This window comes from Sphingobium sp. PAMC28499, assembly GCF_004795815.1.
Lineage (GTDB): Bacteria > Pseudomonadota > Alphaproteobacteria > Sphingomonadales > Sphingomonadaceae > Sphingobium > Sphingobium yanoikuyae.
The window spans coordinates 2,558,305-2,582,866 of record NZ_CP039248.1 but is presented as its reverse complement, the minus strand read 5'-3'; the positions used below and the strand labels follow the sequence as shown (position 1 = coordinate 2,582,866).

Annotated in this window: 19 protein-coding genes; 11 read left to right on the top strand and 8 right to left on the bottom strand. The window is 61.2% G+C overall.

The annotated features are described in order from the left end of the window. The first annotated feature begins 8 nt into the window (after positions 1–8). From lnt to E5554_RS12480, 5 genes are all read left to right on the top strand, one after another. Positions 9–1,550 carry an apolipoprotein N-acyltransferase gene (gene lnt, locus E5554_RS12505; protein WP_136186972.1) on the top strand — a complete coding sequence of 514 codons (1,542 nt, stop codon included), beginning with the start codon at positions 9–11 and terminating at the stop codon, positions 1,548–1,550. A gap of 57 nt (positions 1,551–1,607) precedes the next feature. Further along, on the top strand, positions 1,608–2,807 hold the full coding sequence (metK, locus tag E5554_RS12500) for a methionine adenosyltransferase (protein WP_004212015.1): 1,200 nt from the start codon (positions 1,608–1,610) through the stop codon (positions 2,805–2,807). 201 nt (positions 2,808–3,008) lie between these two features. Beyond that, entirely contained in the window at positions 3,009–5,210 is a 2,202-nt protein-coding gene (locus tag E5554_RS12495; protein ID WP_136186971.1) for a DUF3141 domain-containing protein, read from the top strand. Positions 5,211–5,689: 479 nt separating this feature from the next. Continuing rightward, positions 5,690–6,775 carry a hypothetical protein gene (locus E5554_RS12485; protein WP_247594250.1) on the top strand — a complete coding sequence of 362 codons (1,086 nt, stop codon included), beginning with the start codon at positions 5,690–5,692 and terminating at the stop codon, positions 6,773–6,775. A gap of 51 nt (positions 6,776–6,826) precedes the next feature. Beyond that, positions 6,827–7,522 (top strand): tRNA (guanine(46)-N(7))-methyltransferase TrmB, encoded by a 696-nt coding sequence (locus E5554_RS12480; RefSeq protein WP_017502318.1) that lies wholly within the window; start codon positions 6,827–6,829, stop codon positions 7,520–7,522. 336 nt (positions 7,523–7,858) lie between these two features. Here the strand turns inward: E5554_RS12480 and E5554_RS12475 are convergent, their stop codons facing one another. After that, positions 7,859–8,761: a LysR family transcriptional regulator gene (locus E5554_RS12475; RefSeq protein WP_125987028.1), complete on the bottom strand. Its 903-nt coding sequence runs from the start codon at positions 8,759–8,761 to the stop codon at positions 7,859–7,861. Between the two features lie 94 nt (positions 8,762–8,855). Here E5554_RS12475 and E5554_RS12470 point away from each other — a divergent pair, with 94 nt between their 5' ends. The 4 genes from E5554_RS12470 (at position 8,856) to E5554_RS12455 (ending at position 17,106) form a co-directional block, all read left to right on the top strand. Continuing rightward, positions 8,856–9,734, top strand: a complete 879-nt coding sequence (locus E5554_RS12470; RefSeq protein WP_136188343.1) for an oxidoreductase — start codon at positions 8,856–8,858, stop codon at positions 9,732–9,734. 459 nt (positions 9,735–10,193) lie between these two features. Continuing rightward, positions 10,194–12,992 carry an EAL domain-containing protein gene (locus tag E5554_RS12465; protein WP_136186970.1) on the top strand — a complete coding sequence of 933 codons (2,799 nt, stop codon included), beginning with the start codon at positions 10,194–10,196 and terminating at the stop codon, positions 12,990–12,992. 308 nt (positions 12,993–13,300) lie between these two features. Next, entirely contained in the window at positions 13,301–15,967 is a 2,667-nt protein-coding gene (locus E5554_RS12460; RefSeq protein WP_247594249.1) for a TonB-dependent receptor, read from the top strand. After that, positions 15,967–17,106: a Ca2+-dependent phosphoinositide-specific phospholipase C gene (locus E5554_RS12455; RefSeq protein ID WP_210729741.1), complete on the top strand. Its 1,140-nt coding sequence runs from the start codon at positions 15,967–15,969 to the stop codon at positions 17,104–17,106. Before E5554_RS12460 ends, E5554_RS12455 begins: the two co-directional genes overlap by 1 nt. Here E5554_RS12455 and E5554_RS23060 read toward each other — a convergent pair. Beyond that, complete coding sequence (locus tag E5554_RS23060; protein WP_168708713.1) at positions 17,083–17,253, bottom strand: hypothetical protein; 171 nt, start codon at positions 17,251–17,253, stop codon at positions 17,083–17,085. The genes E5554_RS12455 and E5554_RS23060 overlap by 24 nt on opposite strands. Before the next feature lie 103 nt (positions 17,254–17,356). Between E5554_RS23060 and E5554_RS23055 the strand changes: the two genes are divergently transcribed. Further along, positions 17,357–17,575 carry a hypothetical protein gene (locus E5554_RS23055; protein WP_168708712.1) on the top strand — a complete coding sequence of 73 codons (219 nt, stop codon included), beginning with the start codon at positions 17,357–17,359 and terminating at the stop codon, positions 17,573–17,575. Between the two features lie 222 nt (positions 17,576–17,797). Here the strand turns inward: E5554_RS23055 and E5554_RS12445 are convergent, their stop codons facing one another. From E5554_RS12445 to E5554_RS12430, 4 genes are all read right to left on the bottom strand, one after another. Further along, positions 17,798–18,244: a PA2169 family four-helix-bundle protein gene (locus E5554_RS12445; protein ID WP_136186968.1), complete on the bottom strand. Its 447-nt coding sequence runs from the start codon at positions 18,242–18,244 to the stop codon at positions 17,798–17,800. A gap of 140 nt (positions 18,245–18,384) precedes the next feature. Further along, positions 18,385–18,867 carry a pyridoxamine 5'-phosphate oxidase family protein gene (locus E5554_RS12440; protein ID WP_048939614.1) on the bottom strand — a complete coding sequence of 161 codons (483 nt, stop codon included), beginning with the start codon at positions 18,865–18,867 and terminating at the stop codon, positions 18,385–18,387. Between the two features lie 177 nt (positions 18,868–19,044). Then, on the bottom strand, positions 19,045–19,404 hold the full coding sequence (locus tag E5554_RS12435) for an STAS/SEC14 domain-containing protein (RefSeq protein ID WP_136186967.1): 360 nt from the start codon (positions 19,402–19,404) through the stop codon (positions 19,045–19,047). A gap of 142 nt (positions 19,405–19,546) precedes the next feature. Continuing rightward, entirely contained in the window at positions 19,547–20,059 is a 513-nt protein-coding gene (locus E5554_RS12430; RefSeq protein ID WP_136186966.1) for a hypothetical protein, read from the bottom strand. Between the two features lie 212 nt (positions 20,060–20,271). On the opposite strand from E5554_RS12430, the gene E5554_RS12425 reads away from it, so the two are divergent. Continuing rightward, positions 20,272–20,685 carry a BLUF domain-containing protein gene (locus E5554_RS12425; protein WP_136186965.1) on the top strand — a complete coding sequence of 138 codons (414 nt, stop codon included), beginning with the start codon at positions 20,272–20,274 and terminating at the stop codon, positions 20,683–20,685. Between the two features lie 117 nt (positions 20,686–20,802). Here the strand turns inward: E5554_RS12425 and E5554_RS12420 are convergent, their stop codons facing one another. Together E5554_RS12420 and ppc are read right to left on the bottom strand one after the other, a co-directional pair. Next, entirely contained in the window at positions 20,803–21,426 is a 624-nt protein-coding gene (locus tag E5554_RS12420) for a DUF6118 family protein (RefSeq protein WP_072895765.1), read from the bottom strand. Positions 21,427–21,821: 395 nt separating this feature from the next. Beyond that, on the bottom strand, positions 21,822–24,542 hold the full coding sequence (ppc, locus tag E5554_RS12415) for a phosphoenolpyruvate carboxylase (protein WP_136186964.1): 2,721 nt from the start codon (positions 24,540–24,542) through the stop codon (positions 21,822–21,824). Between the last annotated feature and the right edge of the window lie 20 nt (positions 24,543–24,562).

Below are 24,562 nucleotides of genomic sequence, written 5' to 3'. Positions count from 1 at the left end.
CGCCGCAAATGAACGCCCTGCTCGCGCGCCATCCCCGGCTTGCTGCCCTGCTCGCCGGCTTCCTCTCGGCGACCGGTTTCGAGCCGCTGAAACTCTGGCCGGTCACCATCGGCTGCTTTGCGCTGCTCATCCTGCTGATCAAGCGCGCGCCTGACCGCCGCGCAGCTTTCCTGCGCGGCTGGCTGTTCGGGGTCGGCCACTTCACCCTGGGCCTTAACTGGATCGCCCACGCCTTCACCTATCAGGACGCGATGCCGCACTGGTTCGGCTATGGCGCGGTGGTCCTGCTCTCGCTCTATCTCGCCGTCTATCCCGGTCTCGCGACCTTGGGCGCATGGTGGGCCGGGCGCCGTTTCGCCTTCACCGGCCCCGCCTTCCTACTGCTGTTCGCCGGCTGCTGGATCGCCAGCGAATATGCGCGCGCCACCATCTTCACCGGCTTTGCCTGGAACCCGCTGGGCGTCACCCTGCTGCCGACCGGCGCCGCCATCGCCGCGACGCTGATCGGCACCTATGGCCTGGGCGCGCTGGTGCTGCTCGCTGCCGGCGCCAGCCTGCTGGCCGCGCGCCGCCAGTATCGCCCTGCCGCCGCCATCGCCGTGCCGCTCGTCGCCCTCGCGCTCTGGGGCCAATTCTCGCCCGCGCCGACGACGCCCGCCGGCGCGCCGCTGATCCGCGTGGTCCAGCCCAATATCGGCCAGGACGAGAAATATTCGGCCGAGCTGGAACAGGCGCATTTCCGTACCCTCGCCACCCTTTCGGGCAAGCCCCGCCCTGCCCCGCGCCTGATCTTCTGGCCCGAAGCGGCGATCCCCGCCTATCTCGACATGGAACCCGAATGGCGCTGGCGCCTCGCCGACCTGATGGGGCCGGGCGACCTGCTGATGACCGGCGCGACCAAGGTCTATTTCAAGGACAAGGGGCCTTATGGCACGGCCGAACTGGCCGGTGCCAACAACAGCCTGTTCGTCGTCACCCCCGATGCCCAGCTTGCCGCCCGCTATGACAAGGCGCACCTCGTCCCCTATGGCGAATATCTGCCGATGCGCAGCATCCTCCAGCCGATCGGCCTGTCGCGACTGGTGCCGGGCGACGTCGATTTCTGGCCCGGCCCCGGCCCGCAGAGCCTGACCCTGCCCGCCACCCTTGGCCGCCCCGCACTCAAGATGGGCGTGCAGATCTGTTACGAGATCATCTTTTCAGGCCAGGTGGTCGACCGCGCCCATCGCCCCGATTTCCTGTTCAACCCGTCCAACGACGCCTGGTTCGGCAGCTGGGGGCCGGCCCAGCATTTGGCCCAGGCGCGGCTGCGCGCGCTGGAAGAAGGACTGCCGATCATCCGCGCCACGCCCACCGGCGTGTCCGCCATCGTCGATGCGCGCGGTCATATTCTCCACGCCCTCTCCAGCCATCGCGCCGGCTATCTCGACAGCCGCCTGCCGCCACCGCTGCCCGCCACGCTATTCGCACGGATCGGCAATTGGGCGCCCCTCGCCTTCCTGATCCTGTTGATCGGCACGGCTATTGCCTTGCGCAAAGGCAAAAGCTAATAACCACATAAAGTTTTCTTTATATCCTTTCGTCCGCCCATGTCTTACGGGAGTCTCATGCGTAACCAATTCCTCTTCACCTCGGAATCCGTTTCCGAAGGCCACCCCGACAAGGTCGCGGACCAGATTTCCGACTCGATCGTCGACCTGTTCCTGTCCAAGGATCCCGAAGCCCGCATCGCGTGCGAAACCCTGACCACGACCCAGCTCGTCGTGCTGGCCGGCGAAATCCGCTGCAAGGGCGTCTATGAGAATGGCGAATGGGCACCGGGCGCCAAGGAAGAAATCGAAGCGACCGTCCGCGCGACCGTGAAGCGCATCGGTTACGAGCAGGACGGCTTCCACTGGGAGACCTTCCGCTTCGAGAACAACCTGCACGGCCAGTCCGCGCACATCGCGCAGGGCGTCGATGAAAGCGGCAACAAGGACGAAGGCGCCGGCGACCAGGGCATCATGTTCGGCTATGCGTCGGACGAAACCCCCGACCTCATGCCCGCCACCCTCTATTATTCGCACAAGATCCTGGAACGCATGGCGGCCGACCGCCATGGCAAGGTCGTTCCCTTCCTGGAACCCGACGCCAAGAGCCAGGTGACGCTCGAATATATCGACGAAAAGCCGGTCCGCGCGACCGCGCTGGTCGTGTCGACCCAGCATGCCGCCGGCATGGACAATGACGACAGCCGCGCCGAACTGCGCGCCTACGTCAAGGGCGTGATGGCCGATGTCCTGCCCGAAGGCTGGCTGCCGGGCGACGAAGCCATCTATGTCAACCCGACCGGCCTGTTCGAGATCGGCGGCCCCGACGGCGACGCCGGCCTTACCGGCCGCAAGATCATCGTCGACACCTATGGCGGCGCTTCGCCCCATGGCGGCGGCGCGTTCAGCGGCAAGGATCCGACCAAGGTCGACCGTTCGGCCGCCTATATCACCCGCTACCTGGCGAAGAACATCGTCGCCGCCGGCCTTGCCCGTCGCTGCACGATCCAGCTCAGCTACGCCATCGGCGTTGCCGAGCCGCTCTCGCTCTATGTCGATCTGCACGGCACCGGCACTGTCGAAGCCTCGGCGATCGAAGCCGTGCTGCCGACCCTGGTGCGCCTGACGCCCAAGGGCATCCGCACCCATCTCGGCCTCAACAAGCCGATCTACCAGAAGACCGCCGCCTACGGCCATTTCGGCCGCACGCCCGACGGCGACTATTTCCCCTGGGAAAAGACCGATCTGGTCGACGCGCTCAAGGCGAAGCTGGCCTGAGGCCTGCGGTCTGACGACCAATAGCAAGGGGCGCGGAGAGCTATGCTTTCCGCGCCCTTTTCGCATGTCCGTCACAAGTTGTTACCGGCCTGTCGAAATAAGACGATTTTCCATCGCATTGTCATGACTCGGGGTTATGATGCAGTGCGGTCAGGAATGGGGGTCCGCCGCGACGTCTGAACGCGTTTCGGAAGGCCAGCCATGCCCAAGACGACCAGCGAACCCACAACATCCACCGCTTCCATCCCGCTCTGGCCGCCGCTCGACTGGTTCGGTCAGGCCTTCGACTATGGCGTCGACGCGTTGCAACGCGCCGTCCTGTTCGCCGACGTCAAGCGCCAGCGCGGCGACCAGTATAAGGCGCATCTGGCCGAACGCGTGCCCCACGTGCTGAATTTCGACGGCGAGATTATCCTGTCCGGCGCCGATCTGCCTCGCCCGGTCAATTATGGCCTGGTCCGCATCACCCCGCCAGAGGGCCTGCCGGTCGACCCCGCCAAGCGCCCGGTCATCGTCGTCGATCCGCGCGCCGGTCATGGCCCCGGCATTGGCGGCTTCAAGCCCGACAGCGAGATCGGCGCCGCCCTGCGCGAAGGCCACCCCTGTTATTTCATCGGCTTCACCCCCAATCCGGTTCCGGGCCAGACGGTGGAGGATGTGATGCGGGCGGAGGCCGCCTTCGTCGCCCATGTCGGCGAACTCCACCCCTCCGCCGATGGCAAGCCGGTGGTGATCGGCAATTGCCAGGCCGGCTGGCAGATATTGATGACCGCCGCGGTCTGGCCCGAGCTGTTCGGCCCGATCATCGTCGCCGGCGCCCCGCTCTCCTATTGGGCGGGCGACAATGTCATGCGCTATGGCGGCGGCCTGATGGGCGGCAGTTGGGCGACGGCGATGACCGGCGACATGGGCGCGGGCCGCTTCGACGGCGCCTGGCTGGTGCAGAATTTCGAAAATCTCGATCCCGCCAACACGCTCTGGAAAAAGGATTACACCCTTTATTCCAAGGTCGATACCGAAGCCCCCCGCTATCTCGGCTTCGAGAAATATTGGGGCGGCTATGTCTATCTCAACGATGTCGAGATGCAGTATATCGTCGACAATCTCTTCATCGGCAATCGCCTCGCCACGGCGCAGTTGCTGACCTCGGACGGCATCCGCATCGATCTGCGCAACATCCGTTCGCCGATCCTGGTCTTCTGCTCGCATGGCGACAATATCACCCCGCCGCCGCAGGCCTTGGGCTGGATCACCGATCTCTATCGCAACGATGCGGAGATCGTCAGCCATGATCAGACCATCATCTATGCCACCCATGACAGTATCGGCCATCTCGGCATTTTCGTATCGGCCAGCGTCGGGCGCAAGGAGCATCGCGAATTTGTCAGCGCCATCGACCTGATCGACGTGCTGCCCGCCGGCCTCTATCAGGCGACGGTGCAACAGGATCCCGATGGCGCCCTGCCCGGCGCGGTCGATGATGACGGCCAATATCTCGCGATCCAGCGGCGCGGCATCGCCGATGTCCAGGCGATCGTGCAGCAGGATTTCGACAGCGAACGGCGCTTCGTTGCCGCCCGCCGTGCGTCGGAAGCCAATCTGGAACTCTATTGCCGCTTCGCCCAGCCGATGGTGCAGGCGATGGCCAGCCCGCAACTGGCCGACTGGCTGGCGCAATGGCACCCGATGCGCCTGTCCTACAACTGGTCGAGCGACCATCCCATGGCGCAACTGATCGAGGGCTGGGCCGGGGTCGTGCGCGACAATCGGCGCCCGGTCGCGCCCGACAATGGCTTCCTGGCCGGCCAGACCATGGTGTCGACCATGATGGCGGGCGCGCTCGACGCCTATCGGGATGCCCGCGACAGGCTCCAGGCACTCAGCTTCGATACGATCTATGGCGCGCCGCTGGTTCAGGCCGCCATGGGCGTCGCCCCGCAGGATGGCCGCCCGCCCCGCCATCACCCCGGCGACACCCCGGAACATCGCGCCTTTGTTGCCGAGGAATTGGCGCATCTCAGCGCCGAACTACATGAAGGCGGCCTGCTGGAAGCGCAGTTGCGGGCGATCTTTCATGTGCTGCGCACCCGCGAGCAGACCGACGCCCGCCGGTTCGAGGAGGCGCGCCGGCTGCATATCGACATGCTGCCCGCGGGCATGACCCTGCCGCTGTTCCGCACGCTGGTGCGCGAGCAGGCCAAGCTGCTGCGCCATGATCCCGATGGCGCGATTGCCGGCATTCCCGAACTGCTCGCCCGCGTCGATCCCGATGCGGTCCGCGCCGGCGGGCAAAAGCTTGCCGCATTGTTCGACCGGGACGAAGGGCTGACACAGGAGGAGGCCGCCCGGCTGGGCGCCATGCTCGACCTGTTCAATGCAGCGGCCGATGCCGACCGTGGCTGAGCCATCCTGTCCGGAACATGACGAAAAGTTCATTGGCCTGCGCCCGCGGAACCGCGCATAGAGAGGGCGTCGGGCTCGCACCCCTGTCGAGCCCGGCACCCTCCACCCAGGGCAACGCCATGACCCGTCCTCTTGCTACCGCCTTCATCAGCCTTGCATTTCTGGTTGGCAGTGCCGCTCCTGCACTGGCAGCTCCCTGCAAGGATGCGAAGGGCAAGTTCGTCAAATGTCCGCCAAAGGCGGCCCCCAAAAAGGGCCCCTGCAAGGACGCCAAGGGTCGCTTCGCCAAGTGCAAGTGACCTGACGAACTGGACAGACCGGTCGGGCCTTGCCTCCCGGCCAGCCTTCGGGTCGCACCACGGCTAGCCAGCTTCAAGGGCCATCCTGCCGCTCTCCCCTGTTCGGCATCCCATGGCCCTTGTGCTCTGCCCCCTTCCCGCTACCTTGCCTGCATGCATAGCGGGAGGGGGCAGATATTCATGTGGTTGCGGATAGTTGGCGGCTTTGCGATGGCAACAGCCCTGCCCCTTGCCCCATCCGCGCAGGCCCAGCCAAGCCCCATCGCCGTAAAGACCGTCAAAAGCTGGACACACAAGCCGTCCGGTATTGCCTTCCCGTCGAAGATTGACGGTTTTGCTCGCAGTGCGGTCGAGGATCTGAGCAACGGCGCGCTCCTCGATACATCGATCGCCTATGACGATCCGATCAGTCGCACCCATGTAAATGTCTATGTCTATCATGCCGCCATGCCGGCCACCGCCATCTGGTTCGATGTCGCGGCCACCATGATCGCGACCAACGACAAATTCGGGCGCCCCGCAGCCCTGGGCGATCCTGTGGCCTTTGCCCTTCCGGGCAGTTCAGTGCCAGCCGGACTGCGCCAGAGCTTCACTATCACCCAGATCGGCCGTAGCAGCGGCGTTGCCGTCATCGCGCTCGGGGAATGGGTGGTAAAGTTGCGCGTCACCTCGCCCGTCCATGATGCGTCCCAGCTTGATGCCCTGTTGGATCGGATGATAGCCCAGATTGGCTGGCCCCGCGCGCTACCGCCGCTCGCGGCGGCCGTTCCGCTCAAACCCTGCCCCCAACCGCTTGTCTTCGGCGCGCCTGCGGACAAGGTGACAAAGGACGGCGCGTCCGTCATTGCCGGCGCGATGATGGGCAATATCGACCGCAGCGTCAGGGAAAAGGCGGCGAAGAATAGAGAAGCCCCGGGCGCCCCGGCCTATTGCGTCCACCCCGATCGAATACAGGGCCGCCTCCCCATCTATCAGGGCGAGACGAATGAGGGCAGCTATGCCATCCCGCTCGGCGATTCGGGCACCATGCTGGTCATCGCCCGAGACACGCTGACCGCCTTGCTGGGCGGCAAGGATGAAAGTAGCGCCCCCTGGACGGTCACCGTCCGCAAGCTTGACCAATGGCTGCAATATCCCAGCTATGCCAGCGCGCCACCGCCGGTCCAGGCGATCGAGATCGTCCAGTCGGAAAAGTCGCTGTCGACCACCAGCATCTATGGCAAGCAAAGCCAGATCAGCCTGTCGCCGGACGCCGTTGCCAACTGATAGGGCGCAGGCCGCTTGCTCCATCGGCCTGCCCCCGCTAGTCAGCCGCCCATGACCGCGCATAAATCGGGCGACCCGACCACCCTCAACCGCCTTTATGGCCGCCAGTCCGGGCCCAAGCTTCGCAAGGGCCAGCAGGAACTGGTCGACACGCTGCTGCCCGCCGTATCGGTGCCGGCCGAAGGCGACGTCACCGCTGCCGACCTGTTCGGCTATGACCGCCCGCTCCATTTCGAGATCGGCTTCGGCGGCGGCGAGCATATGGCCTATCGCGCCGACATGCTGCCCGACCATGGCTTCATCGGCTGCGAGCCGTTCCTGAACGGCGTGGTCCAGGCGCTCGGCCATATTCGCGACGGTGCGCTCGGCAATGTCCGCCTGCACATGGGCGATGCGCTCGACGTTCTCAGCCGCATCCCCGACGGATCGCTCAGCTTCGTCTATCTGCTCCATCCCGATCCCTGGCCCAAGGCGCGCCATGCCAAGCGGCGGATGATGAACCCCGGCCCGGTCGACATGATCGCGAAGAAGCTCAAGCCCGGCGGCGAGTTCCGCTTCGGCACCGATCATCCGGTCTATCTGCGCTGGGCGCTGATGGTGATGAACGGCCATCCCGAATTCGATTGGCTGGCAAGCGATCCCAAGGATTTCCTGACCCGTCCAGGCGGCTGGCCCGAAACCCGCTATGAGGCCAAGGCCCGGCGCCTGGGCCATGAGGTCTGGTATTTCCGGTATCGGCGCATCTAGTGGTCCGAAAAGATTTTGACATTTGCAGCCCCATCCCCGCCGACGGGGGATGCACATGTCAAAATCAATCCACTAGTCAAAGACCCGAGAAAATTAGAGATATTCAAGATAGTTAAATCTACCACCGTGCGAAGCGATGGCCGAAATTTTCCGCAACGGTGATTATTTTCGTGGTGCCTGAAATCTTGCCATCGCCACCGGAAAGTCAGCAAGCGAACGCGAGGTCCACGCCTCTCTGGGCAGGTTGCCGCTTTCCAAGGGACGAGGGCCTGCAGGGTTTTGGTCGATAATCGCAGCCGGCGTACGAACACGGGAGCCGCTCTGACGCGGCCCCATTTACCATCGCTGCAAGCGAACAAAGTCCACGAAAGCCCGCAAGGGCGCCGGCAAATAACGGCGCCCGGAATAATAGAGCCGGGGACCAGAGAAGGTCTGGCACCAGTCGTCGAGAACGGATTCGAGCGCCCCACTCGCGATATACGGTTTAAGCCAATCCTCGAACAGATGCACAATTCCAAGGCCAGCCACGGCAGAATCGATCAGCAATTCGCCCGCCAGACCAGGCTGCACCACCAGCGGCCCGGTCGGATCGACAACGAGAATTTCCCCCTCTCTCTCGAATTCCCATCCCGGCATGGCCCCGCCGGAAAAACGGCCGCGCAGGCAATTATGGCCCAACAGTTGCTGTGGGTGCGAGGGGCGCCCATGATGATCGAAATAGGCTGAAGATCCAGCCGTAACCAACCGCTGCGTCGCTGGGCCGATGGGGATCGCGATCATGTCCTGTTCAAGCCGCTCCTCATAACGGATCCCGGCATCCGCACCGGATTTCAATATGTCGACAAACCCATCCTCCACCGTCACCTCCACTCGAATATCGGGATAGACCCGAAGGAATGATGGGAGGATCGATGGGAGCACGGTGCGGGCGACATTAGCTGGAACATTCAGGCGCAATGTTCCAGCGGGTCTGTCACGGAAGATGTTGACGACATCGAGCGCGTCGCGGATTTCCGAAAGGGCCGGCGACAGCCGCTCGAATAGCCGCGCGCCCGCTTCGGTCAGGGCCATGCTGCGCGTCGTGCGGTGGAGGAGACGAACGCCTAGCCGGGCTTCCAGCCGCCTGAGCGCGTCGCTCATCCCAGATGCCGAGGTGCCCGAAATACGGGCTGCATCTCGGAAGCCTCCTGCCCGCACTACTTCCACGAAGGTGGCAAGATCATCGAGTTCCGTCGCCATTGTTCGATTATCCGTACAGCCTGTTCTGATTACTACGACTTATCGTTCGCTGGCCACAAGCCCATATCGCGGTCTCCAAATGAGGAGACAGGACATGATGGATCTTCGCAAAGCCGGCACCTTCAAGCTGGGCGATCATCTCGTGAACCGCATGGGCTATGGCGCGATGCAACTGGCTGGGCCTGGCGTCTTTGGCCCGCCCAAGGATCGCGATGCCGCCGTCGCGGTTCTGCGCGCGGCAGTTGCGGCGGGCGTGAACCATATCGACACAAGCGATTTCTACGGCCCTCATGTGACCAACCAGATCATCCGCGATGCGCTTCATCCCTATAGCGACGATCTCCTGATCGTGACCAAGGTGGGCGCGATCCGCGGCAAGGACGCCTCATGGCTGCCGGCACAAAGTGCCGCCGAATTGCAGCAGGGCGTCGAAGACAATCTGCGAAACCTTGGCCGCGACACTCTCGACCTGGTCAACATGCGCATTATGGGCGACATCCACGCGCCGTCGGAAGGGTCGATCGAGGCGCAGATCGTCGCCCTTGCACAGCTGCGCGAGAAAGGACTGGTTCGACATATCGGCCTCAGCAACGTGACAGAGAGCCAGGTTGCGGAGGCCCAGCGCATCGTCCCGATCGCGTGCGTCCAGAACCAGTATAACCTGGCGCACCGCGCGGATGACGCGCTGATCGACAGCTTCACGAGCCAGGGCATCGCCTATGTCCCATTTTTTCCGCTCGGAGGCTTTTCGCCCATCCAATCGCAGGCATTGGCCCATTTGGCGGATCGCCTAGGCGCTACGTCGATGCAGCTGGCGCTTGCATGGCTGTTGGCGCGCGCACCGAACATGCTGTTGATCCCCGGCACGTCCAATGTCGCGCATCTGACCGAGAATTTGGCAGCAGTGGAGCTGGATCTGTCGCAGGAGGTCAAGGCCGCACTCGAAGCCATTGCGTTCGATCCGGCCCACTGAACCTCGATGATGGGCGCATTCCCGACTGCGGAATGCGCCCTCCGCCTCCCCCCCCCCCCTGTCTTTCGAAATCGGACAGCCTGCGGTTCGATGCGCCTGTTATGGGCGCGAACGGTTCGTCTGCCGCTATTCTCAAACGACATGGGGCTGACACTCAATCGGCGGAACGCAGCCATTCTCCTTGCGGCCAGTGCCGGGCATCCAGAGCAGCATAGCGAGTTGGCCGCGACCTGGACCGGAAAATCGGTGACTGAATGGCCGTAAAGGGGCGTTAAAAGATGACCGGAATTCCCCCACGCCTTCCCGCAGCGGAAAATAACATCGCTGTCTTTTCCAGATATCCGCATGCGATCAAGAACTTGTGACGCGACAGGATCTGCAAAATACATAATTTTTCGGGTCATTAACTTCGACTAAAGGCGCGCATGCCAGAGGGGTGTGGTTAAGGGATCCAGCCTCATGTTCGATATCTATTTCTGCATCCGAGACGATCACGATCTTCGCCTCGTCGCGGCTGCAGGGCTAATTTGCGCCATATCCGCGATAGCGATTGTCCTGTTTCTGCGGCGCGCCCGGGATACGAAAAATATCGATCATATACGCTGGGCAATCGCGTCGGGAGGCGTTGGCGGCTTCGGGGTATGGTCGACGCACTTCACCGCCATGATGGGATATGACCCGGGCATAATACTCGGCTATACGCTCGTTCCCACAATATTGTCGCTTCTGACGGTCGTGAGCGCGCTCACCCTGGCACATATGATTGCCTTGCGATCCTCTGCCCTCAACGCCCGCATTCTGGCGGGCCTAGTGGTTGGACTGGGTATCGCCTCGATGCATTATCTGGGCATCTACGCCATCAGGATCGATGCCGATTTCCGGTGGTCGCAACCGATGGTGATCGCATCCATCCTGCTCATAGCCGCTCCAGCACCGCTTGCCTTTCATTTCGCCCTCGACCGGCGTGGATACGCGACCGGGGTGCTCGCGGCCTTGTCCATACTCAGCGGCATATTGTCGCTCCATTTTGCCGGCATGGCTGCGCTATCCCTGCGCCCCAACCGTCTTGAGGAAAGCGGAGGGCTTCTTCTTTCCACTCCGCAAATGGGCTTGGCCGTCGCCATTGTTGCATTGGGCGTCCTGACCGTCAGCATCATGGCGGCACTGTCGAGCGCACGACTGCATGCTGCCGTCGGGGCTAGCGAGCGCGAGTTCAAGGTTCTTGTCCAAGGCATCAGCGATTGCGCAATCTATATGCTGGACCGGGACGGTCGCGTCGCTTCATGGAATGCCGGCGCACAGCGCCTGAAGGGCTATAGCAGCACCGAAGCCATGGGGTTGGAACTGTCCTCCTTCTACTCCGAAGAGGATCGATCGGCGGGCCTGCCGAGACGCGGCATAGAAACAGCGCGGCAAGATGGTAAATTCAATGCGGAAGGCTGGCGCTATCGCAAAGACGGCAGCCGATTTTGGGCTCATGTGACGATCGAGTCCGTCTTTGACGAAACAGGACTCTTCCGTGGCTTCGCCAAGATCACGCGCGATATGACCCGAATGAGGGAAGATCAATTGCGGTTGGAGGAGACGCGATCAAAACTCGACGTCGCCCTGTCCAACATGCATCAAGGCCTCTGCCTCTTCGACCAAAATGGGCACCTGACATTGGCAAATGACAGGGTGAGCACGCTGTTCGACGTCTCTCACGAGCAATGCCCGCCTGGAACCGCTTTCGAGGAACTTGTTCGGATTGCGGTAGCAAAGCGCACCGGAGGCGCGGTCGCAGTAGAGGCACTGGAAGAAACTCTGGCCCGACACCGGGCCTGTATCGAAAATCCGGATGGCGGCGTTCTGATTGCTGATTTTGCGGATGGCTCGACCTTCTCCATTGCCCATCATGCGCTGCCAGATGGTGGCTGGGTGTCCACCTTCGACGATATCACGGATCGTCGTCGGGCGGAGCAACGCATCGAACACATGGCACTGCATGACGAACTGACGGGTCTGCCGAACAGATCGAGCTATAATGACAGTCTCGATCTCGCGCTCAGCCAGGCAAGTCGAAATGGCGGAAAGGTCGCCGTGATCGGCATCGACCTTGATCGCTTCAAGGAAGTGAACGATGTGCATGGCCATTCAACGGGCGATGCAGTCCTGCAGGAACTGGCTCGACGCATGCTAGGCCAATTGGGTCGAGGCGAGGTCGTCGCCCGCTTCGGCGGCGATGAGTTTGCCGCGTTCAAATCGTTTGAAAATGACGATGCCCTGGACAATTTCATCTCCCGCCTGGAACGCTGCCTGGTCGAGAAGATCGAAATGGATGGCCTCTCCATCCATCCTGGCGCAAGCCTTGGCATCGCCATTTTCCCAACGGACGGCTCCCGCCGAGAGCCATTGGTAAACAATGCCGATCTCGCCATGTACCGGGCAAAAGCGACTATTGGTCGTCAGGTCTGCTTCTACGAACAGGGCATGGACGAGGCCGCGCGCGCCCGCCGCACGCTCGCCAATGATCTACGCGAGGCTGTCGCACGCAACGAGTTCAGTTTGGCATATCAGGTCCAGAAATTGGTCTCCACCGAGGCCGTGGTCGGATATGAGGCGCTGTTGCGCTGGCAGCATCCACGCGATGGCTGGATCTCTCCGGCGGAATTCATCCCGATTGCCGAGGAAAGCGGGGAAATTCTGGCCATTGGCGAATGGGTTCTGCGTCAGGCGTGCCGTGATGCCGCCAACTGGCCTGAACCCTGGCGTGTGGCGGTCAACCTGTCGCCGGTACAACTCATGCATGTCGATCTCATCCAGATTGTCACATCGGCACTTCTGGAGAGCGGGTTGCCGGCGCATCGATTGGAACTGGAGATACCCGAAACCGCCCTTGTCAGTGACAAGGCCCGTGCCCTGCATATTCTGCGTCAAATCAAGGCGATTGGCGTTTCCATCGCGATGGACGATTTCGGCACCGGCTATTCGTCGCTCGATACGCTCAACTCCTTCCCTTTCGACAAGATCAAGATCGACCGTTCCTTCCTGCTGGATTCGGAAACCAGCCATCAGGCTCGGGCGATCATTCGTGCGGTCCTTGCGCTGGGACATAGCCTTGAAGTGCCAGTTTTGGCCGAAGGACTGGAAACCGAGGATCAGCTTCGGCTCCTTCGCACCGAAGGATGCGATGAAGCGCAAGGCTATCTATGGGGAAGGCCTACCATGAGCCCTAGCCTGGAACCCGAGCGCGCGCCCCTGAAAATCGAGGCTGCCTGACACCATCCACGACGCGCTGTCACGCCGCCTAATGAGCACAACCCGATTGCCGCGCCGTTTTCCCACAACGAACCGATAGGATCGGATCTTGTCCGACCTTTCACGCAACCAGTGCAATAGCCGACGGTCGACTGATCGTAGGCGCAAACGAGCGTGGATCGGCAGCATCTGGTCGTTCCTGACAGGTTTCCAAGACAGGAACGATCGAGCGGCGGAAAATTCAAGATGAAATATACGCGCCACAATATTGCAATAACAACGGCCTAACCGCGCCCCGTCGGCCTTGGAGCCTTGGGGAGAACCACCACATGTCACGTTCATCGCGCATGCTTTGCGCGCCGCTTCCGCTCGCCATTTTTGCGCTGGCCCTGTCGTCGCCGGTCCAGGCGCAGAGCGTCGCACCGGCCGCCGATCAGGCTGTACCTGCCGATGGTCAGGACGATAGCGCAATCGTCGTCACCGGCACCTATGCCCGCAGCCTGGCAGCCGCGACCGAGACGAAGCGCAAGGCCGCCTATGGCGTCGATTCCATCGCATCCACCGACATCGGCAAGTTCCCGACCCAGAATGTCGCCGAAGCGCTGCAGCTTATCACCGGTGTCGCGATCACCCGTCCGCGCGGCGAAGGCCTTTATGTCAGCGTCCGTGGCCTTGGCCCGCAATTCCAAAGCACGCTGGTGAACGGCCGCACCGTCGCGATCAACGACCTCATCGAAAATGGCGGTGCAGCCGGACGCCAGTTCCGTTTCGAGATGCTGCCGGCCGAATTCGTGTCGCAGATCGACGTCGTGAAGACGCCGACCGCCGACATGACCGAGGGGGCGCTGGGCGGCAATATCGACGTCAAGACCTTCCACCCGCTGGACGTGGGTAACAAGACCACGGTCAATCTGCGCGGCACCTACACCAGCATGACCGACAAGGTGCGACCGAACGCCACCGTGCTGACCAGCTTCAAGACCAGGGACGGTCAGTTCGGCTTCATGGTTGGCGCCCAATATTGGGCCAAGTCGGTGCGCAACGACCGTTTCTACAATACCGGCTGGAACCTGAACAAATTCGTGCAGCCTGCCAATCCGGTTGCGGGCGCCGAATATCTGCCTGCCGGTTATTACACGCCGACCCGCACCCGTCCCACGATCGAAACCGAAGACCGCAAGCGTCTTTCAGGCCTGATCTCGGCCCAGTGGCGCCCTTCGGACGAACTGGAAACGACGCTGGACGTGTCGCTGACGCGGCTGGACGTCGAATATGACGAGTTCGGCCTCGACATCTATCCCGACGATCCGGGCACCTATCTGGTGCCGGGGTCGGTGACGCTGGACGGCAATACGGTCACCAAGGCGACGATCAACAATGTCCGCTTCATGGCCTCGCGCGAATATAGCCTCAACCGCCACGACCTGATCAATGTCGGTCTGAAGCAGGTGTGGAATCCGGGCGACTGGCATGTTTCGGCCAATGCCAACTGGTCCTATGCCCATAGCTTCCACCCCAGCTATGCCGAAGGCACGGTGCGCAGCCGCATGCAGATCATCGCGCCGCTGACCTATGACGCGTCGGGCGGGTACAAGGTCGCGCCGACGCTCAGCACGCCGGTCGACGTCAGCAATCCGGCCAATTACATCTATTATCCGTTCAACATCGCCCCCAAGAACAGCAAGGACTGGGACACTTATGCCCGCCTTGACGTGGGCCGCGACCTCAACGGCTTCATCACCAAGATCCAGGCCGGTGGCGAATATCATTGGCGCAAGCGCGACTATTGGCGCCGCGACTTCACCGTGAACATCACCGGCAACCCGCCAATCTCGCAGGTCGTGCCGGGCGGCTATGAAGCACTGCCCTTCGATGATGCCTTCTCGAACATTCCGGGCAATTTCCCGCGCAACTGGGCAACGCCCATCACCAGCGCCTTCTATGACACGCTGTTCACCGATGCGATCGCCAACGCGCCGCTGACGGCGGGCGACATGCGCGCTTCCTATGTCGTCACGGAAAAGATCCTTGGTGGCTATGTCCGCGCGGATTATGGTTTCGATCTCGGCAGCGTGGGCATCACCGGCAATGTCGGCCTGCGCTATGTCCACACCGACCAGGTGGCGAGCGGCACGCTGACACTGGGCACCACGCCGACCCCGGCGAGCTTCCCCAAGACGTTCAACAACTGGCTGCCCAGCTTCAACCTGCGCGCCGAACTGACGCCCAGCCTGATCGGCCGTCTGGCGGCCAGCCGGGTGCTGACCCGCCCGAACATGACCCAGACTGCGCCGCAGATCAGCGTGTCGACCGATGCCCCGACCGCGAGCGGCGGCAACCCGGACCTCAAGCCGTTCCTGGCGACGCAGTTCGACGGTTCGCTGGAATGGTATTTCCGTCCCAATGCGTCGCTGACCGGCGCGCTCTTCTACAAGAAGATGGATGATTATATCACCGCGCAGAACGTCAACACCGAGATTCCGGGGCGTGGCACGGTGCTGCTGAGCACCCAGGTCAATGGCGGCACGGCCAAGGTCTATGGCATCGAGGCGGCTTATAATCAGGTGTTCGATTTCCTGCCGGCCCCGTTCGATGGCCTGGGGTTCCAGGCGTCCTACACCCATACAGAAGTGGAATCGAACTATACCGCCGGTGCGCGTCCGATCGTCGATCAGTTGATCGGCCTGTCGAAGGACAGCTACAATCTTGTCGGTTTCTACGACAAGGGACCGATTTCGGCACGCCTGTCCTATGTATGGCGCGGCGAATATCTGTCCGGCAATGGCAGCACGACCCAGACAGAATCCTATGTGGCGCCGTTCGGATCGCTCGATGGCAACCTGTCCATCCGGGTGCTGCCCAAGACGCTGGTCAGCCTGGAGGCGATCAACCTCGCCGGGGCTAGGGCCTATTCCTACAATGGCATCAAGGAGCGGTTCAACGAGATCCAATATTATGGCCGCACCTTCCTGTTCGGCATCCGGACCGAATTCTGATGCGCGGGATCGGACCAGCCATCGCCCCTGCCATCGCCCCTGCCATCGCTCTTGCCACCGCCGCGCTGACCCTGGTCGGCGCGGCGGCCCCCCGGGCCATGAACGATATCCAGGTGGTGGGATCGCATAACAGCTTCAAGGCGCGGATACCCGCGGCGGTCATGGCCAGGATCAGGGCGATCGAGCCGCGGCTCGCCGATGGGCTGGACTATTATCATCTGCCACTCACCCAGCAGCTGGATGCCGGCGTTCGCCAGCTTGAACTCGACATCTTCGCCGACCCGCAGGGCGGTCGCTATGCCGATCCCAAGGGCGAGCAATGGGCGCGGGACGCCGGCGAACAGACCGGGTTCGACCGCCAGGCGATGCTGAAGCCCGGTTTCAAGACGTTCCACATTCCCGATGTCGACTATCTCAGCACCTGCCCGGCGCTCGTCCAATGCCTGGCCGAGGTCGATCGCTGGTCACGCGCGCACTCCGATCACCTGCCGATCATGATCACCATCAATGCGACCGACACGCCGTCGAACCGACCGGGGATCAGCAATCCGATCGGACTGGACGACAAGGGGCTGCTGGATGCGCTCGATGCCGAAATCCGATCCGTCCTGCCGGGCAAGCGGCTCATCACGCCCGATGAGGTGCGCGGCAAGGCCAGGACGCTGCGCGATGCGGTGCGCACCCATGGATGGCCCAGCCTGGATGCCGCGCGAGGCCGCATCTACATCATGCTCGACGTGCGCGATGCGGTCTCCAACGTCTATCGCGATGGCCATCCTTCGCTGGCGGGGCGGGCGATGTTCGGCTGGTATCCCGACGATCAGCCCGAATCCGCGATCCAGATCGTGCAGGATCCGCTGGTCGATGGCGCCAAGATCAGCGCATGGGTGAAGCAGGGCGTCATCGTGCGCACGCGGACCGATGCCAATACGGTGGAGGCACGTGTCGGCGATCATCGCAAGGCACAGGCGGCCATGGACAGCGGCGCCCAGGCGGTCAGCACGGACTATTATCCCGGCGCGCCCGATCCGTTGCGCAGAGGCTTTTCGGTGACGCTGCCGGAAGGCGCAATGGCGCGGTGCAATCCGGTCCGCATTGTTGCGGGTTGCGCGGCCCTACCTTGCGTTTGCGCTGACTGATTTATCACCTTCGGTGTCGCGCATAGACTCATGATGCCCGGCGTCCTGGACAAATTTGAGCCAGTATCTGGCGGTGGCGCAGTTGATCTTGCGGTGGCCGCGCATGCGCTCGATGCGGCTGCGTTGCTTGTAGAGCACCCCGTTCATGCTCGACTTTCACTGGCAAACAGCGCGTCGGATTTAAGGATTTCTTCGAGATGAGCCGTTTGGCTTCCTCTTTATCCTTAGCCCACAGGAACAGCATGATTTCATGCTTACCGAGGGTGGCGCGCTTTTTATCGGGCACGATCCGCCGAAAATAAGAAACTGCGCCGCCATTAGCGAAATAGGACTGGATACTTCGATAACTGTTACAGATGTAACAGACGTCCGCAAAAAGTCCTTATCTTTCAACGAATTCCAGGCCTTTCAACAGCTTGGAGACAATGGTGGGCCCGGCATCTACTTAGAACGACGTTTAACACTTTGAAAAACAACGATTTTATAAAAATATCCATGAAGGATACCCCCGCGGATACCCCCAGTACAAAATAGTATACAATTTTTTAGCGATGTATCAGCCATCCAAAAATATACTATGAGACCGGCTATTACTGAAATCGGATTTTCTTATAATTTGAACATTGCGGCGTGAAATCTACGCGTGTTTGGATAAGGGGCCGAACGTGAGGGACGGCCCCTTATCGATATTTCAGGCCAGGCTGTGCTTGAGCTGGCTCATCTTATCGTGCCCTTGACGCACGGAATGAAAAGCGCGCTCGACGACCTGACGCGACGCCGGATCAAGATCGGCGTGCCCCAAGGCATCTTCATACTTGGCTTTGATGTGGTCTTCGCCTCGCTCGACTTCCTGGATGATCGCCTTGTCATCCTTACCTGTGATAGCCTGCTTCAAATCCATGAATGTGCGGTGAGCTGCCGCCAGGAAGCTGCTATCGCTCTCCGGATCGCCGCCGAGGCGACGCACCTCGGCCTGCAGTTCAGTAGCGGCGGCACTGCGGTCGCGCGCGAACTCGGCGAACATGGTAGCGAACTGCGTGCTTTCCGCATCCTTCGCCGCATCCTGATAGCCCTTCATGCTGTCCAGGGTAACCTGAATAAGGCTGTTCAGCGTCGAAACGGTTTTCTCAGTGCTCATGATGCTCTCCTTGTTAGAAGCCTTACAACTGTCCGATCGACGACCCGATCCTGCTAGTCGTTGCGCCAATTCGATCAGTAGCAGCTGGATCGTGGCGAATGGAAATTTTGGTTCGCCACTGTGCTGACACGTCAACGGCGTTAGACGACGGTATTTGGAACCACTGCGTGGCTCCCCTCCTCGCTACCCTCGATCGTGCCGCCAAAAAGCATTTTCAGTTTCCCGCTGAGCGACATGTCCGTTTCCCACAATTCCGCGTCATCGATGTCGAAGCGAAGGAGCGCGAGGTTGGGATCATTTTTGCCTCCCGGAAACCATGCCTCGACGGTTTTAGACCAGAGCTTGTCGATCATGGCCGGATCATTATCGACGGTGACATTGCCAGACAGGCACGCAAAGAAATCTTGTCCCTTGGAGACGAATTGCGCCATCGCTGGCCCGCCGGTTGCCAAACGATTGTCCTTGCCGATGAAGAACCAGATTGTGTCGACCTGATCCTTGTCCAATTGCGCGGTTAGAGGCTCCGAATGGCTTCGACCATCCGCCAGACCGACCATGAGAAATGGCCCTTTCTCGAGCTTGTCCCACATATGCTGTTTCAGTTTGTGCGTATCGACTGGCATGCTACTCTCCTTCTTTCGCTCCCTTCAACGCTAGGAAAGTGGCTAAGTTGCGCCGCGCAGGATGTAGATCTGGGCCTAAACCGAGATCGTAAACCGTTCCCGATGACCCCAACTTCCTACGCTCGCGCAACCGCCTGGACGAAACGAGCGTAAACGCGGGATTTCAGGCCAAGCTTTTTACTTTAGGATCCAAGTTTCCGCGTCGGCCTCATTATCAAAGAATTTGACGCCCTGGCGATCGGTCAATCGCTGCGCCTGAAGGCGAGCCAGGGTAGAATTACAAACGAAAGCAAGGCGTCGCGAGCGCACATCTGCCGACGCAAGTAGAGAGGAAAACGCTTCCACGACCGCCTGAGGCTGAATTTTCATGTTTCTGATATCTACCAAAGTCAGATGCCCAGGTGCTCTGAGCTTCAGCAGCATTTCGCGATACCTAGCCGAAAAGCGATGAACGTCTGCCTCATCGAAAAACCCCGACATCTCCACGCGCATCAAATTGTGCTGAATATCCGCATGAATTGCGAAGACCGCATCCACTCCCATTCTCCTAAACACGTCGCGATCGGCATTATGCAGCTTTCCAAGATGTTCCGTAATATTTTAGTGAAAGCCTTGAACCGTCGGCGATCTCAACGTCGCAGAATTTTCCATACCACTTGCGAATATCGCGGGCTTGCAATCACCTCGCACAAATTCTTGTGCGTTTATTGACCCAGCAACCTTCTTCGAACGTTACGGTTCCAAGAGAATCCATAGCCTTGTCGTCGTCGGGATCCGCATTCCAGCTGGCGGCTCCCTTCCCTTCACCGTCGACTATGACAACGGCAAAATGTGAGTTTTTGGGCTTGCCCGAGCTCCACGCGTTCAAAGTGTAACCGCCGTCTCCCATTGGATAGACTTCGCATTTTTCGTTGACGTGAACCTTGCCTTCAACCTCGAACCGACAATATCGCATTTCGGAGCGGGGAACATCGGCTACTCCTGCGTTGGCCGCTTCTTCCGGCCGGGCATACGGTGCACTCTCCTTCTTGGCCTTCGCAACATTAGAAACGGTGTTGCTGACGCTCGCCCTGCCCGATACCTGTTCGCTCTGATTTGTTACGGAACCGCCACAACCAGCAAGCAGGGTAAGCACGCTGGACCATATGGCGAGGTAGCCGAAACGGTCTTTGTCCATTTTCTTGCCCTCCATTCTTCTCTCCCGTGAACTATCCACCGGCGTTCACAGGATAAAGTGGCGCGCGATGACGCGACTTCGCAATCAGGTAGAGCACCAAGCTATGCAGCCCGCCAAACGGACAGTTAAGTTACGAAAAACCTTCAGAAACCAACATAGATTAAACGCTTCGTTAATCCTCTCTTTGCTTTCCTGGGTGTAGGAGGCGTCTCGAAATTGGAGATGATATGAAGCGCCTACTCTACATCAGCACGGCCCGTTCCATCTTGCATGCGCCCGAGCTTGACGACCTTCTCCTCAAAGCGCGCGAGGCAAATTCCCGTGTCGGGATCACCGGCCTGCTGATTGTAGGCGGACGCCGCTTCCTTCAAGTGCTTGAAGGTGCCGACGAAGCTATTGCCGCGACATATGAGCGAATAAGGCATGATCCCCGTCATTTTGCTCTTGTTAAGCTCCACGACAAGGAGGTCGGGTCAAGGGCGTTTGGGTCGTGGGCAATGGGTTTCGAGCAGGTTGTAGATGCGGCCGGTTCGGTTAGCGGTTCGTTGGAAGAGCAGGTCAACGCCCTGGTTGCCCCTATCTCAGACCCTACGTTGCGCGCATATTTTACGGGTTTTGCGAAGACGCATGCTGCGAACTGACCGGATGTCAGCATCCAGCATGCAAGACCGGGACATTGTGTCTGTAGACGACAGCAGCGCTTCTCACCCGAGCAAGGGGGGTGGCTGTTCATGATGTCTGATATTGTGTCTCGCCAATCAGTCCGTGGCAGGATGAGCGATTCCTGAAGCATTATCTCCAATAGCATTTACAACATTCTCATCGATTCGCTCCGGTGCCGTAACAATCATTCGACGTCCGGCATCGATCTGCTTCATGCCCATCATGCGGGCAGCCATCCTTTCAGGCACATGCCAGCTTTCTGGCAAGGATCGAGCTACGGCGCCGGGCAGGGTCGTCCAAAGCAGAATGCCGGACAGGAACCCGCCCAGGCAGAATAATATTACTTGAATCTCCTGCTCGGCCGCTCCGCGTCCGCGCGCTATCATCCGGTCTATCTGCGAGGCCTTCCGAGAAAACCCGTCTTGCGCTTCATGCAGCATCGTTCTGTCTTCCGCCCTCGCTATTTGCGCAGATGCGATGATCCGCTCCACCAGCGCTTCAGGCGTCATCTCCATCGCCGGACGGCTCTGGATCATGTCGAGCTTATGCGCATGCACGCCGAGCGATTTGTTGATTTGCGCCAATGTCGCGCTGTAATCGGGGATCTTCTCCCTCGCAGCTGTAAGGCCTTCAAGCGCGTGACGCAGGAGGCTCAGTTCCCGACGCACAGCATCAAAAGCTTCTACGGGATCATCCTGTTGGGGGTCTTGTTGGATCATGGTTGGAGCCTAGAGCCAAAGGCCCCGGCCTAGCGAGCGGCCGAGATGATGCTGGAAATCCTGCGACAGCGATCGGCCGCTTTGGACGGAAAGACCGACCTCCTACGTGCGATTGCGCAGCAGCAGCAGCTTAAACTGTGTATCACGTTCATGGTGCCAGTTCGCCATTTTTCACGCTCCCGCTGCAGGGCGATATATTTTGAGGCATGGTTGGCTTTGTGCTGATGACATCCGTCAACGCGCCGCGCTGTGCGGCATAAGATTATGGGTCCTTCGCAAACCCTCGTCATCCGCACAAGCTACCACAAACTGAATATACTCGGTTCGATGGGATTGCACGCCGTTACCCACCATGACGCCGACCACTTTCGCGTTTTGATACAGATCTGATCACCTCAGCCGCTGTTGCGCAGCGCGGTCGCGATCGCATTGATCGACAGTTCGATGCCTTCCTTGATCCGGGCATCATCCTCGCCAGCGCGATAGCGCTTGAGCAGTTCAACCTGCAGCAGATTGAGCGGCTCGATATAGGGAAGCCGCAGCCGGATCGACGTCTCGGTCGTCGGGCTCCTTTCCAGCAGGCGCGACTGGCCGGTGGCCGCCAGCAGCCCATCATGGGTCAGCGACCAGCCTTCGCGGATACGCCCGAACAGCGTTTCCGCCTTGGCCTGGTCCGCGACCAGCGGCAAATATCGCGCCGCAATGCCCAGGTCCGACTTCGCCAGCACCATCTCCAGATTGGCCAGCGCCGACTGCAGGAAGGACCAGTGCTGCGCCATGTCGGCCAGCAGCGCCTTGTCCTCGAACGCGGCGATCGCATGGCCAAAGCCATACCAGCCCGGCAGCATGACGCGGGCCTGTGCCCAGCTGAACACCCAGGGAATGGCGCGCAGATCCTCGATCGCGGTGCTCTTGGTCCGGCTCGCCGGACGCGACCCGATCTTGAGGCCGGAGATTTCCTGGATCGGGGTCAGCTGGCGGAAGAATTCCTTGAACCCCTCGGTGCCGTAAACCAGGTCGCGATAGGCGGTGAAGGCGTTTTTCGACAGCTCGTCCATCGCCGCGGCAAAGCGGGCGGCATCCTTCGCCGACACGCCTTCGGGTTCCAGGCTGGCGAGCAGGGTCGCGCTGGTCATCGCCTCCAGATTGGTCATCGCCACGTCGCGCGTGCCGAACTTGGCGGCAATCACCTCGCCCTGTTCGGTGATGCGGATGCGCCCCTGCACGCTGCCGCGCGGCTGCGCCTGGATCGCCTTGAAGGCGGAACCGCCACCGCGCCCGACCGCGCCGCCGCGACCATGGAACAGCTGCATCGCCGCCCCGGCCTCGGCGAAAACCGGCTCCAGCGCCTGGCTCGCCTTGTAGAGGCTCCAGGTCGAGGTGATGTAGCCGCCATCCTTGTTGCTGTCGGAATAGCCGATCATCACTTCCTGATGGCCGCGCGCCTGCACCACCCCGGCAATTTCGGGCAGGCCGAAATAGGCGGTCATGATCTTGGGCGCGGCCTCAAGGTCGCCGATCGTCTCGAACAGCGGGATCGACATGATCGCCGCCTTGGCCGGGTCGCCATTTTCCGGCGCGCGCCACAGCCCCGCTTCCTTGAGCAGGATATTGACCTCCAGCATGTCGGACACGCTTTCGGCCTTGGAAATGATATAATGGGTGATGCACTGCGGCCCATAGGTGCGGTGCGCCTCAGCGGCGGCATGGACGATCGCCAGCTCCGACGCCGTTTCCTCGGAATATTCCGAAAAGCGCGTGCCGAGCGGCCGGTTGGTCGCCAGTTCCTTGCGCAGCAGGGCGATGCGGGCAAATTCGTCCAGCCCGGCATAATCCGCCTCGACCCCGGCGACCTTCAGCAGTTCGGCGACGACGCGCTGATGCACATCGCTATTCTGCCGCATGTCAAGCGTGGCGAGATGGAAGCCGAAGGTTTCGACCGCGCGGATCAGCCGGCCGAGCGCGCCGCCAGTCGACAGCGCGCCATCGCCCTCGCTCGCCAGCCCCTGCGCCACGGTGACGAGATCGCGGCGGAAATCGCCCGGCGCGGCGTAGGGCTCGCCCTTCAGCGCCGACGGGCGCGGCGGCGCCTTGCCGACCAGATGGACATAGCTGGTCGCCAGCCGCGCATAAATGCCCGAAATGGCCCGGCGATAGGGCTCGTCCTGCCGGCTGGGCGATGCGTCGCCGCTCGCCTCCGCCAGCGCCAGCACCGCTTCGGGCACATGGGCGAGTTCGGTCGAGACCGACAGTTCCGCGCCCAGCGCATGGATCGATTCCATATAATAGGCCAGCGCCGCCTCGCAGCCCCGGCCCAGCGCCGATCGCAGCTGCGGCGCCTGGACGAACGGGTTGCCGTCACGGTCGCCGCCGATCCAGTTGCCAACCCGCAGGAAGCTGTGCGGTCGCGCACCCAGCACCCGCTCCCACCGGCCATAAAGCGCCGGCAGCGTCGGCAGAAAGATGTCGCGGAAATAGGTCAGGACATTGTCGATCTCGTCCTGCACGAACAATTTTTCGCGGCGCAGCGGCCGCGTCTGCCACAACAGCGCGATCTGGCGGAAGATCGCCTCGTCCAGATTCTCGCCGTCATCCGTCTCGGTCCGTCCGGCATCCTTGAGCTGCATCAGGTCGGCAATGCGATTCTTGTGGTCGATCATGCTCTTGCGCCGCACCTCGGTCGGGTGGGCGGTCAGCACCGGCACGATCAGGCTGTGCGACAGCAATTCCAGCACCGCATCCTTGCCGATGCCATGCGATTCGAGCTTGGCTACCGCCGACGCGACATCGGCGCCGGGTTCTGCCGCCACGCCCTGCCGATCCTCGGCCAGATTCGCGAGCATCGAGAACAGCATGAAGCCGCGGGTGAAGTTGAGCGTATCATCGAGATTGAGGGCATCCAGGCCCGTGTCGGTCAGGTCGGCACCCTGCAGCCCGCGCGCACGGTCGACCGAGGCGGAGCGGATATATTCGGTCTGCTTGTAGAGTTTCTCCCCGCCATAGGCCCGAATGACATCGCCCAGCAGGCGTCCCAGATAACGAATGTCGGGATTCTGCGTGATCGCAGGCGCCTTGGAAAGGCCCGCGGAATTATCTTCAGTTCGGCGACGACCCACAGCTTTTTCTCAGCTCCTAA

What these genes read in the sequence shown, in the direction of transcription:
- metK (WP_004212015.1), top strand. Translation starts at nt 1,608, where the DNA reads ATGCGTAACCAATTCCTCTTCACCTCGGAATCCGTTTCCGAAGGCCAC.
- E5554_RS12470 (WP_136188343.1), top strand. Translation starts at nt 8,856, where the DNA reads ATGATGGATCTTCGCAAAGCCGGCACCTTCAAGCTGGGCGATCATCTC.
- E5554_RS12475 (WP_125987028.1), bottom strand. Translation starts at nt 8,761, where the DNA reads ATGGCGACGGAACTCGATGATCTTGCCACCTTCGTGGAAGTAGTGCGG.
- lnt (WP_136186972.1), top strand. Translation starts at nt 9, where the DNA reads ATGAACGCCCTGCTCGCGCGCCATCCCCGGCTTGCTGCCCTGCTCGCC.
- E5554_RS12440 (WP_048939614.1), bottom strand. Translation starts at nt 18,867, where the DNA reads ATGCCAGTCGATACGCACAAACTGAAACAGCATATGTGGGACAAGCTC.
- E5554_RS12480 (WP_017502318.1), top strand. Translation starts at nt 6,827, where the DNA reads ATGACCGCGCATAAATCGGGCGACCCGACCACCCTCAACCGCCTTTAT.
- E5554_RS12465 (WP_136186970.1), top strand. Translation starts at nt 10,194, where the DNA reads ATGTTCGATATCTATTTCTGCATCCGAGACGATCACGATCTTCGCCTC.
- E5554_RS23055 (WP_168708712.1), top strand. Translation starts at nt 17,357, where the DNA reads ATGCTTACCGAGGGTGGCGCGCTTTTTATCGGGCACGATCCGCCGAAA.
- E5554_RS12495 (WP_136186971.1), top strand. Translation starts at nt 3,009, where the DNA reads ATGCCCAAGACGACCAGCGAACCCACAACATCCACCGCTTCCATCCCG.
- E5554_RS12460 (WP_247594249.1), top strand. Translation starts at nt 13,301, where the DNA reads ATGTCACGTTCATCGCGCATGCTTTGCGCGCCGCTTCCGCTCGCCATT.
- E5554_RS12430 (WP_136186966.1), bottom strand. Translation starts at nt 20,059, where the DNA reads ATGGAGGGCAAGAAAATGGACAAAGACCGTTTCGGCTACCTCGCCATA.
- E5554_RS12420 (WP_072895765.1), bottom strand. Translation starts at nt 21,426, where the DNA reads ATGATCCAACAAGACCCCCAACAGGATGATCCCGTAGAAGCTTTTGAT.
- E5554_RS23060 (WP_168708713.1), bottom strand. Translation starts at nt 17,253, where the DNA reads ATGAACGGGGTGCTCTACAAGCAACGCAGCCGCATCGAGCGCATGCGC.
- E5554_RS12445 (WP_136186968.1), bottom strand. Translation starts at nt 18,244, where the DNA reads ATGAGCACTGAGAAAACCGTTTCGACGCTGAACAGCCTTATTCAGGTT.
- E5554_RS12425 (WP_136186965.1), top strand. Translation starts at nt 20,272, where the DNA reads ATGAAGCGCCTACTCTACATCAGCACGGCCCGTTCCATCTTGCATGCG.
- E5554_RS12485 (WP_247594250.1), top strand. Translation starts at nt 5,690, where the DNA reads ATGTGGTTGCGGATAGTTGGCGGCTTTGCGATGGCAACAGCCCTGCCC.
- E5554_RS12455 (WP_210729741.1), top strand. Translation starts at nt 15,967, where the DNA reads ATGCGCGGGATCGGACCAGCCATCGCCCCTGCCATCGCCCCTGCCATC.